The sequence below is a fragment of the Dyadobacter jejuensis genome (assembly GCF_003149085.1).
Classification (GTDB): Bacteria; Bacteroidota; Bacteroidia; order Cytophagales; family Spirosomataceae; genus Dyadobacter; species Dyadobacter jejuensis.
Genome location: NZ_QGDT01000010.1, coordinates 106,154 through 121,933 on the forward strand (window position 1 = coordinate 106,154; position 15,780 = coordinate 121,933).

The 15,780-nt window shown below is 44.9% G+C and carries 17 protein-coding genes; 5 read left to right on the plus strand and 12 right to left on the minus strand.

Going from position 1 to position 15,780, the window contains the following annotated elements:
* The 3 genes from CLV98_RS17185 to CLV98_RS17195 all read left to right on the plus strand — a co-directional run bounded on the left by CLV98_RS17185 (position 1) and on the right by CLV98_RS17195 (position 2,224).
* The gene (locus CLV98_RS17185) at positions 1-759 is read left to right on the plus strand and encodes an ABC transporter ATP-binding protein (RefSeq protein WP_109676170.1); all 759 of its coding nucleotides are present in this window, start codon (positions 1-3) and stop codon (positions 757-759) included.
* Between the two features lie 92 nt (positions 760-851).
* On the plus strand, positions 852-1,748 hold the full coding sequence (locus CLV98_RS17190; RefSeq protein WP_229203433.1) for an MlaD family protein: 897 nt from the start codon (positions 852-854) through the stop codon (positions 1,746-1,748).
* Positions 1,749-1,843: 95 nt separating this feature from the next.
* Positions 1,844-2,224, plus strand: a complete 381-nt coding sequence (locus tag CLV98_RS17195; protein ID WP_109676174.1) for an Hpt domain-containing protein — start codon at positions 1,844-1,846, stop codon at positions 2,222-2,224.
* Between the two features lie 9 nt (positions 2,225-2,233).
* Here CLV98_RS17195 and CLV98_RS17200 read toward each other — a convergent pair whose 3' ends face one another.
* Both CLV98_RS17200 and CLV98_RS17205 read right to left on the minus strand, forming a co-directional pair.
* Positions 2,234-3,421, minus strand: a complete 1,188-nt coding sequence (locus CLV98_RS17200; protein ID WP_109676176.1) for a glycosyltransferase family 2 protein — start codon at positions 3,419-3,421, stop codon at positions 2,234-2,236.
* 1 nt (position 3,422) lies between these two features.
* Positions 3,423-4,340: a glycosyltransferase family 2 protein gene (locus tag CLV98_RS17205; RefSeq protein WP_109676178.1), complete on the minus strand. Its 918-nt coding sequence runs from the start codon at positions 4,338-4,340 to the stop codon at positions 3,423-3,425.
* Positions 4,341-4,715: 375 nt separating this feature from the next.
* Here CLV98_RS17205 and CLV98_RS17210 point away from each other — a divergent pair, with 375 nt between their 5' ends.
* Both CLV98_RS17210 and CLV98_RS17215 read left to right on the plus strand, forming a co-directional pair.
* Entirely contained in the window at positions 4,716-5,495 is a 780-nt protein-coding gene (locus tag CLV98_RS17210; protein ID WP_109676180.1) for a glycosyltransferase, read from the plus strand.
* An 8-nt stretch (positions 5,496-5,503) separates the two neighbouring features.
* Positions 5,504-6,340, plus strand: coding sequence for a glycosyltransferase family 2 protein (locus CLV98_RS17215; RefSeq protein ID WP_109676182.1), 837 nt, complete (start codon positions 5,504-5,506; stop codon positions 6,338-6,340).
* On the opposite strand, the gene CLV98_RS17220 is transcribed toward CLV98_RS17215, so the two are convergent.
* From CLV98_RS17220 to CLV98_RS17265, 10 genes are all read right to left on the minus strand, one after another.
* The gene (locus CLV98_RS17220; RefSeq protein WP_109676185.1) at positions 6,265-7,539 is read right to left on the minus strand and encodes a glycosyltransferase; all 1,275 of its coding nucleotides are present in this window, start codon (positions 7,537-7,539) and stop codon (positions 6,265-6,267) included. The two genes, CLV98_RS17215 and CLV98_RS17220, sit on opposite strands and share 76 nt — an antisense overlap.
* A gap of 159 nt (positions 7,540-7,698) precedes the next feature.
* Positions 7,699-9,294: a peptide chain release factor 3 gene (locus CLV98_RS17225; protein WP_109676349.1), complete on the minus strand. Its 1,596-nt coding sequence runs from the start codon at positions 9,292-9,294 to the stop codon at positions 7,699-7,701.
* A gap of 182 nt (positions 9,295-9,476) precedes the next feature.
* The gene (locus CLV98_RS17230) at positions 9,477-10,088 is read right to left on the minus strand and encodes an inorganic pyrophosphatase (protein ID WP_374755195.1); all 612 of its coding nucleotides are present in this window, start codon (positions 10,086-10,088) and stop codon (positions 9,477-9,479) included.
* Positions 10,089-10,143: 55 nt separating this feature from the next.
* On the minus strand, positions 10,144-11,115 hold the full coding sequence (locus tag CLV98_RS17235) for a glycosyltransferase family 2 protein (RefSeq protein WP_109676187.1): 972 nt from the start codon (positions 11,113-11,115) through the stop codon (positions 10,144-10,146).
* 58 nt (positions 11,116-11,173) lie between these two features.
* A complete protein-coding gene (locus CLV98_RS17240) occupies positions 11,174-11,896 on the minus strand; it encodes a tRNA1(Val) (adenine(37)-N6)-methyltransferase (protein WP_109676189.1) in 723 nt (240 codons plus the stop codon).
* On the minus strand, positions 11,896-12,534 hold the full coding sequence (locus CLV98_RS17245) for a ribonuclease H1 domain-containing protein (protein WP_109676191.1): 639 nt from the start codon (positions 12,532-12,534) through the stop codon (positions 11,896-11,898). The genes CLV98_RS17240 and CLV98_RS17245 overlap by 1 nt, the downstream gene beginning before the upstream one ends.
* A complete protein-coding gene (pepT, locus tag CLV98_RS17250) occupies positions 12,534-13,769 on the minus strand; it encodes a peptidase T (protein ID WP_109676193.1) in 1,236 nt (411 codons plus the stop codon). Before pepT ends, CLV98_RS17245 begins: the two co-directional genes overlap by 1 nt.
* A gap of 25 nt (positions 13,770-13,794) precedes the next feature.
* Positions 13,795-14,262 carry a pyrophosphohydrolase domain-containing protein gene (locus tag CLV98_RS17255; protein ID WP_109676195.1) on the minus strand — a complete coding sequence of 156 codons (468 nt, stop codon included), beginning with the start codon at positions 14,260-14,262 and terminating at the stop codon, positions 13,795-13,797.
* Between the two features lie 63 nt (positions 14,263-14,325).
* Positions 14,326-14,898 carry a MarC family protein gene (locus CLV98_RS17260; RefSeq protein WP_109676202.1) on the minus strand — a complete coding sequence of 191 codons (573 nt, stop codon included), beginning with the start codon at positions 14,896-14,898 and terminating at the stop codon, positions 14,326-14,328.
* 140 nt (positions 14,899-15,038) lie between these two features.
* Positions 15,039-15,752, minus strand: a complete 714-nt coding sequence (locus tag CLV98_RS17265) for an NUDIX hydrolase (RefSeq protein WP_109676204.1) — start codon at positions 15,750-15,752, stop codon at positions 15,039-15,041.
* Positions 15,753-15,780 lie beyond the last annotated feature (28 nt).

Sequence of the window (15,780 nt, forward strand, 5' to 3'; positions counted from 1 at the left end):
ATGAAAGAGACCAATCAAGAGCCTATTATTCACATCAAAGACCTATACAAGTCCTTTGGCGATCTGGATGTCCTTAGGGGGGCTAGTCTGGATGTATTCAGAGGCGAAAACGTAGTGGTACTCGGCCGCTCCGGTACGGGCAAATCGGTACTTATCAAAATCCTGGTGGGACTACTCACCCAAGACAGAGGCACCGCCCAAGTTTTGGGAAAAGAAGTGGCCACATTAACAGAAAAAGAACTCAGGGACTTAAGGCTAAAAATTGGCTTTTCATTCCAAAATAGTGCCCTCTATGACAGTATGACGGTAAGGGAAAACCTTGAGTTTCCCCTGGTTCGTAATATTGCGAACCTTACCCGTGGACAGATAGATAAGGAGGTAGAAACGGTATTGGATGCCGTGGGCCTACTGCAGACGATCAATCAGGTACCTTCGGAACTATCGGGTGGTCAACGCAAACGAATCGGAATTGCCCGGACGCTCATCCTCAGGCCCGAGATAATGCTTTATGACGAACCGACCGCTGGCCTCGACCCTATCACCTGCCTGGAGATCAATGAGCTGATCAATGAGGTAAAGGAAAAATACAAAACTACTTCCATTATCATTACCCATGATCTTACCTGCGCCAAAGTGACTGGTGATAGGATAGCCATGCTTTTGGATGGCAGCTTTGTAAGGCAAGGAAGCTTCGAGGAGGTCTTTGATACCTCCGAAGAGCGGATTAAAAGTTTTTTTGACTACAATTTTATTCAATAATGGAAACCAAGGAAAAAAGATCAATAAAAGTTGGACTATTCATCATCATTGGCGTGCTGGTGTTTATCTCGGGGGTTTTGACTATCGGGAATATGAAAAAGCTTTTTGGCTCCACCATTACCGTAAAAACCATTTTTGACGATGTGAGCGGGCTCAAGTCGGGGAATAATATATGGTACTCGGGGGTAAAGATAGGAACTGTCAAATCTATTCGCTTTCTGGATAACTCCCAAGTGGAGGTGTTGCTCAATATAGAGGAAAAATCTAAAGAATTTGTGCGAAAAAACGCCAATGCTAAAGTGACTACCGACGGGCTTATTGGCAACAAGATTATCGTCATCTATGGTGGGACCACCAAGGTAGCACATATTGAAGATGGGGATGAGATCCATGTTGAAAAAATAGAATCGACCGAGGAGATGATCAGTGTCCTCTCCGAAAATAATAAGAACTTACTGGGGATCACCTCTGCATTTAAGACTATCAGCAAGAACATCCTCGAAGGGAAAGGAACGGCGGGGTTATTGCTCAACGATGAGCGTCTGTACAATAAACTGGACAATACCATGGCCAGCCTAAACCAAGCCGCTCTAAACGCCCAGTCCCTCACTGCCTCATTGGCCACCTTCTCGCAACAGCTCAACAAAAAAGGCGGGCTAGCTCATGACCTGGTCACCGACACCTTGGTCATGAAGGATGTGCGCTCGGCCATTACCAATCTCAACCAGACAGTCGCTGGGGCAAGTTCGATGGTCGACAACCTTAAAGAAACGACCGAAAGCATTAAAAACGATAGGACTAGTACGCTGGGTGTTTTGATGCACGATAAGAAAACGGCAGAAAACCTGCAGAAAACCATCCAAAACTTGGAGTCCAGTACCGACAAATTGGATGAGAATATGACCGCTTTGCGTTCTAATTTTCTATTTAGAAGATATTTTAGAAAGAAGGATAAAAATGCAGAACCTGCTGACAGCACGTCCTTATAGTTTATCCATTTTCTTTAATTTAATTCTATACTTGTCACAAAGTTTTTCTGTATGTTTGTCGTGTTTATTATAATTTTTTATTCATCAAATGAAAAATGGGGCTAAATATTGACAACAGTTTAGACACGGCGCACCTACGCCAAGTATATGGAGATGACCATGCTATAATTGCCTTAATTTTTGACGCGTTTGTAACCGATTCTTATACCCGCTGGCAAGACTTAAAGCCGGTTCTAACAGACCACAACCTCATCGAAGCCGCCAGTATCGTCCATGGATTAAAACCATCTTTCCCCATGGCCGGTATGACTTGGCTCAGACCCAAAGTGGAGGAGTTAGAACAGCGAATCAAGAATAAGAATGGGGTGGCCGCTTTAATGGAGCTATACCAGGAGATCGATGAGGAGTTGGATCACCTAATTCCGGTCCTTATTGCCGAAGGCAAAAGGCTATCGGCCATAGAACCTGGGGTTTAGGCATCATATTTACGACTTACGTACCGATTTCTCCCAAATAGCACTCTGCTTTCCCTTGGCGAATCGGTAGATACCCGCCAGCACGGCCACGTTCATCATACAGAAATAGTAGGGCACAAATAGGGCTTTTAACCTTACTTTACGATTCTCCATGACCCAGCCCAACAGGGCAAGCCCGTAGAACACCCCTTGGGCCAACAGTGCGAGGTTATAAATAGGTGCAGCATGAGGTTGCGCTACAATAAGGATATTTAGCAGTAATATAACGGGAAGCAGCAGTGGAGTAAGCGTCCAGCGCAATACCCGATGGCTAATATACTGAAACGACAAAAGAGGGTATTTAAATGGATTGAGCAGTGCTTTTAACCAAATAATGGACTGAATACCCCCTGCCGCAATCCTTATTTTTCTTTTTAGCTCTTCGTGTATATTTTCTGAGCCCCATTCTACCGCATAGGCTTCTGGCTCATAGATGATGCGGTAGCCCTTTTGAGCAATTTGCATCGATATCATAAAATCGTCGAGAATGGCGTTAGAAGGGACTGGTTGATATAAGGCGGTCCGGATGCTGAAGAGTTCACCAGCCGCTCCCACAACCGTAAACAATTCGGAATCCCATCTCTTTAGCGTCGATTCGTATTTCCAGTAAAGCCCCTCTCCAGCAGTAGCGTCGGCCTGGTCGGGTGCTTGCACTCTTTTTTCGCCCGATACTGCGCCTACCGATGGGTCGGCATAATGCCTCGCCAGGGTCAGCAAGGCCTCCTCATTGAGGAAGGTATTGGCATCTGTAAATACCACCACCTCGCTCTCAATAGCCTCCATGGCCCTATGAATAGCGTGAATCTTACCCCGGCGAGCGTCCTCATGCATGACCTCGATACCCAAAAGGTCCCGCTGGCTCATTTGACTTATCAGCTCTGGCGTCCCATCTGTAGACCCATCCGTCATAAAGACGACACGTAACTTTTCTGCCGGGTACTGCAGACTACAGGTATTTCGGACTTTCTCCGCTATAATATCCGCCTCATTATAGGCGGCTACTACCAATGTAAGGGTGGGCAACTCCACAGGAGCCGAGAGGCTACGTCCTGACTTTCTAAAAATACGCAGGAGGTGCAACAATAGGTAGAGTACCATGCCGTAGCCTAGAAACGTATAAAAAACGAGGCCAAGACTAATCCAAAAAAAAATTTCCATCTTATTTGCGTTGAGTAAATCCTAAATATTCACTATTAGGAGCATTGAAAAGGTGCCAGGACATGGCCCTTATCAATATTTTGATATAGCTATATTGCCCTTTCCTGATGTATTCGATGATATTTCGGGGCATAACCAACCCCATAAAATAAAAACAAAATAAGAGATATTGATACCAGGTAGCATTGCGACGTACGAATAATATACGGTTCCTATTCATGAAATAGGTTTTCAATGGAGAATTTCGTCCTACCGACACCGATTCTTTATGGTGAATCAAGAGGTTGTTGTTGACATGAATCTCAAAACCTGCTCGTTTTATAGCCTCCACCCAGTCGAACTCCTCATAATATAAAAAGTAGTTTTCGGGCATAGGGCCCGCCATTTCTATGGCTTGCCTACGCACCATCATCGCAGCACCATGGATATAGCCTGTCTCTCCTACCAGTTCGTCGTATTGACCCTTGTCCTCTTCAAACTGGCCCACGCAACGGTTCCTAGCCGTAACGAAGTTCATGGCGGTATACCCAGCATATTGAATAATTCCGGGCTCATCGAAATAATGGATCTTTGGCGACAGCATCCCCACCTTGGGTCTTTCTTCCATATAGCCAACCATTCCGGCTATCAGGTGGGCCGTTACTTCTGTATCGTTATTAATAAAAAGTAGAAAGTCGCCTAGCGCGGCCTTTATCCCCAGGTTATTCCCCCCAGCGAAGCCCAAATTATCTTCGGAGCGAATGAACTTTACGGTTGGGTATTGGACCGCCCATTCGCGGGTCTTATTCACCTCACTACCATTATCAACCACTATTACCTCAAGTTCTTGATAGTCGTTGACCTCTATCAAGGATGAAAGCAAGGCCTCGGTTACTGAGGGTTGATTAAAATTTACGGTTATGACTGAAACCTTGATCATTTATATACCAACTACAATTTCTATCTATCACTGACTTAGTTCAGTCATAATTCATGGCAAGAAGTAGAATTATTTCCAATAATAAAAAAAACTTCATTTAAATTTATGTGGTCGATACAAGGGTTCGATATTTGACAGCAACCATCTAATTATAATTATATCTTTTATAGAAGGAATGACGTTCCTAGGCCCAATATTCTGTGACTCATGATTATACTATACTACCAGGCAAACCCCTCTCGAATTTTGGAGAATAGATATAAATTATTTCTACATCATTTATGAAAAATCCATAGAGGATCAATATTTTTACAAAAAAACGGATCCATGCGTGTTGAACTGATATAGCATATCGTAATTTGAATGTAATTTTTTATGAGCTTTTATTTCCCCGAAACGACTTTACTCATCACGCATTACAACCGTAGCCAGTCGTTAAAGCGGCTCCTCGACGCCTTCATCCAACTAGGATGCCAGTTTGGGGAGGTTATTGTTTCGGACGATGCGAGCGGGGATCAACAACTTAAGGAATTACATACACTTCAGTCCCAATATGATTTTAGGCTCATCACCACCCCTATTAACATGGGGCTCGGTGATAATATTAACAAGGGCCAACGGGCCGTCAGCACCCCATATACCTTATATGTCCAGGAAGACTTTGTACCTAAGGATGGCTTTCCCGAGCACTATAAAGAGGCGGTACGCATGATGCAAGAAGATTCTAGTTTAGATATTATCCGATTTTACGCCTACTTTGCCTACCCCCAATTAAAGCACTATGGCCAAGGGTTTGAGGAAATGGTGTTTTCTTATTGGAATCCGGATCATATCAAGTTTTATATGTATAGCGATCACCCACACCTGAGACGAACTAGTTTTCCGAGCAAATTTGGGCCATACGCTACCGATATTGGGCCCAACGAAACGGAATTTCAAATGGCGCTACGCTTTCTAAAAAAGAAAGGGCGCGGGTTGTTTTTCAAGGAATACACTACCTTATTCGATCAAATCAATACCAGTTCCGAGCCGAGCATGATTCAAAAGTCCAATTGGCGCACCGGAAAAAATCCGATTATATTGCTTATCCGGCAGATGTATCTTGTTTTTCGCTGGCTAAAAAACACGATACAATTAGTTCTTACACGACCCTGACCCTCCACATGACCCCTAGCACTTATTTTTTTAAGGATGTATCCTTGCTGATCACCCATTACAACCGCAGCCATTCGTTACAAAATCTGCTGGAGTCCCTGATAGGGCTATCCTGCAGTTTCGAGCAAATTGTGGTTTCGGACGACGGCAGCCAACCACAGCATTTGCAAAAGCTTGAGGAATTGAGCCACCAATATGGGTTCCTTCTGGTGAAAGCTCCTGTCAATAAGGGGCTGGGACATAATATCAACAAGGGTCAGAATGCGATAAAAACGGAACTTACCCTGTACGTCCAGGAGGACTTCGTGCCTACTCCCCTTTTTCCATCAAAATTCCAAGTAGCCCTACAGCTGCTTCATGCCAGGCCGGATATTGACATGGTTAGGTTTTATGCTTATTTCGAATACCCTTACCTCACACCTATTCGGGATGGGTATTATGAAATGAAGTTTAACATTTGGAAACCTGGTTTCCGCAAATTCTACGTCTACAGCGACCATCCCCACCTAAGACGGAGCAATTTTCTCAAGAAATTCGGCTCGTACAGAGAAGGAATAAAAGGCGATAATACCGAATACGGAATGATGATGTCTTTCCTCAAAAACCAGGGTAAGGCCTTATATTATAAAGGCTATACCCAGTTATTTGAACAAAGGAACTCAATGCATGAGCCTAGCACTATGCATCGAAACATCTTACGAGAAAGCAACAATTATTTTATCAGAAATTGTCGATATCTCTATAGGCATATTAAGTTCAATTACGATTACTATTTCAAACCCAACCCCGTCCGTTCCCCATCGCGGGAAGGCTCTAAGGATGACTCGCTGGGATCCGGTGTATAGGAGGCCCATCGGCCATAGATAGATGCGGACATTTCGTCTACCCGCCTATCCCAGGTATTATTTCGGGCCACATCAATTCGTTTTTTAACCGAATCGGGCGACTTGTCCGACGCGGCATTCCGTATGGCAGCAACGAACGTAGGCACGGTGCTACAATAAGCCACGGTATCCATAGAGAATTCGGCTAGGTCGAGGTTAAAATCGGTGCATACCACAGGCTTTCCAGCGCCCAAATATTCAAACAATTTAAGGGGGAATATCGTCCTACTCACTTCGTCTTTCTTAAAAGGGATAATGGCCACATCGAAGCCCTTGAGGACGGAAGGGAGCTCGCTGTAGGGCACTGGGCCATAAAAAATGATATTGGGACATTGGACCAGGGAATCCGGAACGTATTCCTGTTGTACAGGGCCCACCAGCAGGAAGGTTATGTCGGGAAGCTGCTTAGCGGTAGCCTCCAGTAAGGGATAGTCGATCCGTCTTTCTATGGCGCCAAAGTATCCCACGACAGGGCCTGTGATGGACGCATACAGGGGGTGAATCGGCATACGGTCATCGAGACTTCGGATGCTATGTCTTATATCGGCAGCGTTGGGGATGAATGTGCAATGGGGGTTCAGCAGCCTTTTCTCTTCATATAGGCTCCGGCTGCTGCAAATTACCAGGTCACTCCCCACGATTAGCTCTCGCTCCGAAAGTAGCCCATGACGCCTATCAAAAGCGACGATCAGGGGGTCGAGACAATGGTATACCTTCAGGACCGGTTTAAGATACCTTGTGAGGGTAGGATAATGAAAGTTAAAGGAGTTGATATAAAAATAGGAGGCAAAATTCTGCTTTTTAAGGATTCTATTCAACTTCCAACCCAACAGAAACTCATTAACCCAGAGCGCCAGTCGATACAGCAGCCCTTCGGGCAAAAAGTTGATTGATAATAATACAGGTGGTATAACGATACTCAAATTGGGAATATCTGTGGGCATCACCTCTGTCGACCAAAGGGACAAATACCCTTTCCTACGCTTCATTTTGGACGAATGTCTTTCGGACCAATAATCCCTGAGAGTATGCGGGTTTTCAACATAGATCACCCGGTTATTTCGGGCCAATATTTTTGCCGAAGTATAATTGGTCGATTCCAGCTCCGAATCGAAACGGGGCAAGCCCAGTATCAAAATATTTTTATCGTTGAGTTTCATAGGTCCCTAGGATTGAACTCACAAGTTAAGCCACTTGTCTTAAATACCTTTACACATCAACTATAATTTTTTCTACACCTGAAATTTTCCCTTCTAAAAATGAAGTGGAGCACCTCTAGCCGAGATGCTCCACCAAAATTCACCATAAATTCAAAGAATTTAGACGAGTTGTTCGGTTTTAAATTCAGATGTAAAATGAAACTGGATTTCAGGGTTGTTTTCCTGGTTCATACGAATCATCCAATCCGACTCGGCCAGAAACACTGGGTTCCTATCCTTATCGTAGGCAATTTGGTTGCCCTTTAAGCGTACGAATTGGTCTAGAATGGCTTTGTCCGAACTGGTTAACCAACAAGCCCTGGAAATATTCATATTGACCCATCTACATTTGGCTCCATATTCGTGCTGTAGTCGATACTGAATTACATCGAACTGAAGCTCTCCCACGGTACCCACTATTTTTCTATTGCCAAGGTCCAGGGTAAACAATTGGGCTACCCCTTCGTCGGTAAGCTGCTGGATACCTTTTTCCAATTGTTTGGATTTCATAGGGTCCAGATTGACAATCTCCTTAAATATTTCTGGAGAGAAGCTCGGAATACCTGAAAACTGCAGTACTTCTCCTTCGGTGAGGGTATCTCCGATCTTAAAATTACCGGTGTCGTACAGCCCCACTACATCGCCAGGAAAGCCTTCATCGAGGACTTTTTTGTCGGAAGCCATAAAGCTAAATGGGCTAGAAAATCGGATATCCTTGCCTAAACGAATGTGTTTATAAAACTTACCTCTTTCAAACTTCCCCGAACAAATGCGCAGAAAAGCAATTCTATCGCGGTGGCGGGGGTCTAGGTTCGCATGAATTTTAAAGACGAACCCTGTAAATTTTGGCTCCATAGGATCCACCTTCCGGGTGTCGGAAGGGCGAGGCTGAGGGAGGGGCGAAATATCACAAAAAGTATCTAGCAATTCCTTAATCCCAAAGTTATTAATGGCACTCCCAAAGAAAACGGGTGCCAACTCCCCCGACTGATAAGCCTCTTGAGAGAAAGGATCATAAACCCCTTCTACCAACTCTACATCCTCTCTGATTTGATCGGCATCCCTTTGGCCTAGCAAGCTAGGAAGTTCAACATCCTCGAGGTTGATTTTGGCTACGTCCCTTTCAATCTTAGTCTTATTCACTGCAAAGAAGTACAGCATTTTCTCATATAGACTATAAACCCCTTTGAAAGATGCCCCCATATTGATAGGCCAGGTAAGTGGCCTCACCCTGATCCCTAGCTTGGTCTCAAGCTCATCTAAGAGTTCGAAAGGGTTCTGTCCCTCCCGATCCAATTTATTGATAAAGACAATAACGGGCGTATTCCTCATCCTGCACACTTCCATAAGGCGCTCCGTTTGTTCCTCTACGCCTTTCACACAATCTATCACCAATATTACGCTATCGACGGCCGTTAGGGTCCGATAGGTATCTTCGGCAAAGTCCTTGTGACCCGGCGTATCCAAAATATTGATGAGAAGGTCCCGATACTCAAAAGTCATCACAGAAGTCGCCACCGATATCCCCCTTTGTTTCTCTATTTCCATAAAGTCGGAGGTAGCGGTTTTCTTTATTTTATTGGATTTCACGGCTCCAGCCGTTTGTATAGCACCTCCAAAGAGCAAGAGTTTTTCCGTAAGCGTGGTTTTCCCTGCATCGGGGTGGCTAATGATCGCAAAGGTGCGACGCTTCTTTATTTCCTGTATATTACTCATAAGTATCAATTGATCTCCTATCCCCATCGCCACAACGGCAGCCTGCACAGCGGCCCCAGCCTTTGAAATGGGCAGGAAAATCGGCCATAAATAAAATTTGCACAAAGATAAGGATAAACAAAAGCCGTCCCTAATAGGAACGGCTTTTGTTCTAACTAAATGTTATCTAACTGATCAGCTATTCAGTAAAAGGAATGCTTGTAATCTTCTACGGAAGTCTGAATCACCTCATGGGCTTCTTCACGGCCATACACATTGGTAATTTCAATATGGGCCTTTTCGCCTGGGAGGTTTTTATAAGTCAAGAAGTAGTGCTTCAGACGCTCTACTATCCCGTCGGGAAGTTCGCTCAAATCGTTGAACTCACCATATACTCCATCTCCCTTCAGTACGGCAATAATTTTATCGTCGGCTTCTCCTCCATCCAGCAGGCGTATCCCTCCGATAGGCTTGGCTTGACACATAATGTCGCCGTGAGAGATAAACTTCTCACAAAGCACCAAAATATCCAATGGATCTTCATCCCCTTGGGTAACCTCTCTTCCTGACCGTTCCCTGGCCAAATCAGCTATCTTCTCGGCACAATAAGTCTTAGGAATGAAGCCATAAAGCGCCGGAACAATGTTCGAATATTTCTGAGGGCGATCTATCATCAGGTAGCCCGTAGCCTTGTCAATCTCGTACTTTACAGTGTCTGTAGGCACTATCTCTATAAATGCTGTAACCAACTCTGGCGCATTTTCTCCCAGTGGTATTCCATGCCAGGGATGGGCTTTGTGTACGTTCGCGATCATTAAATTTACGAATAAGTAATATTTTAAGTTTACAATACTATTATTTGGAGCTCTCCTAGCCTGCTCTTTGAGAAACCACGTAGTCATCGACCTTGGTCACCGATTGCTTCACAAACAATTCCCCCAAAAACCCGGCCAAAAAAAGCTGAGTACCCACGATCATCGCCACTAATGCTAGAAAGAACAAGGGGTTTTCTGTTACATTCCTGTACACTTCCTGAGACACATATATTTTATAAATTTTGGAACCTATTAACCAACAGGCTATAACAGATCCAAGAAAAAACATGAGTGTTCCCAAACTTCCAAACAAATGCATAGGACGTCTGCCAAACTTATTAACAAAGGCAATCGAAAGCAAATCCAAAAAGCCAAAAATAAATCTTTCGAGCCCAAATTTTGTGGTACCGTACTTTCTAGGACGATGTTGGACCACTTTCTCCCCTATCTTGGCGAAGCCATTCCATTTGGCAATAACGGGAATGTAGCGGTGCATCTCCCCATAAATGGTTATATGCTGGACCACTTCGCGTCGATAGGCCTTCAGGCCACAATTAAAATCGTGAAGGGTCACACCCGATATTTTGCGGGTAACGGCATTAAAAAGCTTGGTAGGCAGCGTTTTGGATATGGGGTCAAAGCGTTTCTTTTTCCAGCCCGACACCAAGTCAAGGCCGTCTTCTTGAACCATCCTATACAGTTCAGGTATTTCGTCGGGGCTATCTTGCAAATCGGCATCCATGGTAATGATCACGTCGCCCATAGCGGCCTGGAACCCGGTTTGCAGCGCCGCTGTTTTACCATAATTCCGAACAAATTTCAAACCCTTGATGCGGTCATTCGCCTCAGAGAGGCCTAAGATAACCTCCCATGAGCGATCTTTACTGCCATCATCTACGAAGATAACCTCATACGAATAACCATGCTCTGCCATAACACGTTCTATCCATGCACTAAGCTCAGGCAACGACTCTTCCTCGTTGTAAAGTGGAATTAATACGGTAATTTGGATCGATGCGTCAGTCATGTAGATGGAAGGCCACTGGCCATACTAATTTATAGCCGTAAAGTTCGGCTTTTTCTTATCAAAATATCAAATAAAATGGGGACAACAGTCTTCTAAAACTATCTGTATAGCTCCGCTCCTCCCCCTCAAACACGATTAATTCATTATCTATCACCTTTTTACTGGATTCCTCTCCCCTATAATATGAAGTCAACCTCCTAAAAGGTTTTTTTGTTTCTTGATCTTTTAGGCGTAAAATGCGCTCAGGGTAAAACCCATAAGCCTTAGCCAAGGCTTCAAAGTCTAATGACTCTTCATAGGGAAGCAAGATATGGAAGGTACCCTCGGGATGTAATAACCTGGAGGCGGACTTCAGCAAGTCCTCAAAGTCTAGGGTCTCTGCATGATGTGCCCTATTTTTAAGCGCATTTGGGGAACGTAAATTGGCCTGATAAAAGGGCGGATTGGTAATAATGGCATCGAATAACCCCCCAGGGTCGAAATCCTGAACCGCTCCATGGTGTATATCCAATCGTGGGGCAAACGGACTCAGCCTAACATTGTCCAGGCTTTGCTCGTAAGAGTCCCGGTGTAGCTCAATACCCATCACCGAGGCCTCATGATAGCGCTGCGCCACCATTAGGCTTAGGAGTCCCGTTCCAGAGCCTATATCCAATACGCGCGTGGCCTTCGGCAGCTCCACCCAGGCCCCAAAAGTACAGGCGTCGGTACAGACCTTCATGGGGCAGCGATCCTGGTAAACCTTAAACTGCTTGAATTCAAAATAATTATTTCTTCCCATTATTTGCGACCAAAATCTGCCGGGTTTTCACCCCAATACTGTGTTTCCCATTTCATAATCCTGTTGGGATACGTATTGGTAGCCAGCCATCTTTCGGCCCTTTGCAGTAGCTCGAACACGGGTTTGTTGCGAGGAGTCAGTGCCAACTTGGTATTGGCATGCTTCTTCTTTATCCAGCTCATAGCCGTTTTGGAATCGGTATATATGGGTATGCTACTCCCCTTGGCCTGCAGATAGGCTAGCCCATGGACTATGGCCAAAAACTCACCTATATTGTTGGTGGCATCCTTAAAGGGGCCTTGAAGAAAAATGCGGGTACCACTTCCCAGATATACTCCCTGGTACTCCATATCGCCAGTGGCCGTGTTCCAGGCCGCGTCCACGGCTATGCTATCCTGAATAGGCTTCCCAATGGAGGCGGGAACGGCCTTTGAAAGTGTTTTTTGCCCAGCTTCCTTCTTAGCCACATATTCCCAGTAGTTTTTTTCTATGGCTGCTTGCGCTTCTGACAGGCTATCAAAAGACTTGAACTGAGCCCCATCGAAGTTCTTTATCCGCTCTTCACACTCTTTCCAATCGGTAAATATGCCCGTCTCCCGACCCTTCCACACTACATAAAATTTCGATTTCTTAGCCATTACGCTTTATTTTCCCAAATCTCACAAAGATTAACAATGACTTTGACGGCCATTTCCATATCCTGAACCGACACCCATTCCAACTTACTATGGAAGGCATGCTCTCCTGCAAATATATTGGCACAGGGCAGACCCATAAAGGATAAGCGCGACCCGTCCGTACCTCCTCGAATACTGCGACGAATGGGGTCCAATCCGGCACGTTTCATGGCCTCTAGGGCATTCTCTACCACCTGCGGGTAGCGGTCGAGTACCTCCTTCATATTTCTATACTGCTCCTGGACCAGCAACTCGGCCGAAGACCCCGGATACTGAGCCATCACCGACTCCATGATCCCGCGCAACACCTGCTGCTTGTGCAGGAGCCCGTCGGTAGTAAAATCTCTTAAAATAAAATCGATGGTCGCTTTTTCTTGGATTCCACTAAAGGAAACGGGATGAATAAAACCCTCCCGCTCCTGGGTAGTTTCTGGAGACAGTTCGGCTTTGGGCAGGGCTGCGAGTATATCTCCAGCAATTTTCAAGGCATTTTCAAGCTTTCTAAAGGCATAGCCTGGGTGGGTGCTCACCCCATGGATGATGATCTGCGCCCCATCGGCCGAAAAAGTCTCATCTTCCATGGTACCCACGGCCTCTCCGTCGACAGTATAGGCAAACTGGGCTCCCAGGCGCTCCAAATCGACCTTTTCGGTCCCTCTACCCACCTCTTCATCGGGAGTAAACAAGATCTTAACCGTTCCATGGGGAATCTCTGGATGGGCCACCAAAAAGGCTGCTGCAGTCATAATTTCGGCCACTCCGGCTTTGTTATCAGCACCGAGCAAGGTAGTGCCACTAGCCGTCACAATATCATTGCCTATCTGCTTGTCGAGGTCATGGAGCTCACTTTTCCTCAGTACCTGGCTGCCGTCGTCGGGCAGTACAATATCCGAACCATCCCACTGGCGGTGCACCAGAGGCTTTACGTCCTTTCCCGAAACATCGGGAGAGGTATCTACATGCGAGCAAAAACACAGCACCGGTACGTTGGGCTTCGAACTGGTAGCCGGAATGGTAGCATATACATAACCATTTTCGTCCAGACAAGCATCGCCAAGTCCGATAGCCTTTAGTTCCTCTACCAATAAGCTACTTAGCTTCAGCTGCTTGGCCGTACTAGGAAATGAGCTCGAGGAAGGGTCCGATTGGGTATCGATCTGGACGTAGCGAAGAAACCGTTCTAGCACCGTAGACATAAATAAAGATTTTAATTGTGAATGATTAGGCGTTCAAGATTTTCTCAAGATCTGCAGGAGAATAATTGATATTCTTCAGGGTCTTGTCGTCCGCCGTGCGGTATACCAGGTACTTACCTCCATCCTCTTTGAAATAACATGGAGTCCCTTTCGCTTCATAATGGGCCACCGTGGCTTCCGCCTCGGCAATAGTGAGGCAGGCCTTAGACATATTGGAACGTTGCACCTCATCGAACAAAGCCTTGAATTTGTCGCCTAAGCCAAACTCCAAAACCGCTCCTGACAACACATATTGTAAGTCGCAAAGGGCGTCAGCCACTTCTACCAGGTCCTTTTCGAGAATTGCCACTTCCAATTCTTTGAGTTCCTCAGCCAAAAGCGCCACACGTAACCTACTCCTTTCTTCCGAAGGGAGTTGGGGTTGATCCAGTATGGGATGCTTAAAAGTCCTGTGAAATTCGGCTACCTGATTAAGGCTATCGATCTGTTGCATATTCCTAATTGATAATTAATGATGTGTTGGAGAACGGGTTATGGTCGTATAAAGCACCTGCACCTATCCTACAACGAGATTTGATTTAAATAGTTTAATAGCGATGGCGATCAGTATAATACCAAACACCTTACGCAGTACGTCGATCCCCCCTTTTCCTAGTTTATCACCGATCCAATTGGACGATTTTAGCACGATATAGACAAAAACCAGATTCAGAAGAACCCCTATCAGGATGTTTTGAATGGCATAAGCCGAACGTAGGGCTAAGAGGGTGGTCATGGTTCCGGCACCAGCAATGAGCGGGAACGCTATGGGCACAATGGACGCGGCACTCGAATCCAGATCGTCGTGTTTAAAAATATTCCGGCCAAGGATCATTTCCATCCCTAAGAGAAACAGAATAATAGCACCTGCAATGGCGAAGGAGGATACATCCACTCCAAATAAACTCAACAATCGCTCTCCTAAGAATAGGAATAAGATCATAATAAAACCAGCTACCAGAGTAGCTTTTTCAGATTCTATATGCCCTATCTTTCTACGAAAATCGATAATCATTGGAATAGAACCTAGAATATCGATCACTGAAAATAAAATGAGCGAGACGGATATAATTTCTTTGAAGTTAAACATGCGACCCGAATATGTTTTTTTCACAAAGTTGAAGAAAACATACTATATAGCCAAGAATTAGAACAAACTGGGCTGGGAATTCTATAGAGCGTCTACCTATTATTCGCCTGATGGATATTGAAAAAGGATAATCACGGAGTCTATAAAACGCTATTGGGCAAAAAATTCAGAAAAGTATTAAACTGTTTCTTATATTTTTCTTCGTCTACTTTGTAGAAATACGCACCTTTCTTGGAGAATCCTCTCTGTTTTTCGTCCAGCTTGATCAAGAGTTTTGTCGATAATAGCTTTCTGCTAAAGTTTCTTTTGTCTAGTTCAGACCCGAATATAGCCTCATATAATTTTTGCAACTGGGGGATCGTAAATTTCTCAGGCAGCAACTCAAAGCCAATGGGGTGTTGAGAGGCCTTATACCTCAAATATTGGATGGCCATATCGACCATTTCAGCATGATCGAAAAGAAAGGTAGGGAGTTCTTCCAAAGAAAACCATTGGGCCTCGTAGTCACTCGACAGAGCTTGGCTATAGTCTTCGACGTTGATCAGCGCAAAATAGGCGATAGAAAAGGTGCGCTGTACCGGATCACGTAAGGGATCGCCAAAAGTATGCAATTGCTCCAAATAAATATCTTTGAGATTGGTGAGCTCATACAGGATTCGAGAGGCCGCATCCTGCAGGCTCTCCTCTTGATGTACCCAGCCCCCCATCAACGACCAAGTATCCTTTTCATTTTCTATGCCGCGTTTGACGAGCAATAATTTTAGAGACTCCCCATCAAACCCAAAAATAATGGAATCTATCGCTACTAAAAACTTGTCCTGAGTCTCGTATTGTTTTAATATATCTAATCGCACAGTTGATAAAGAGTAGTTTTATTTAAAG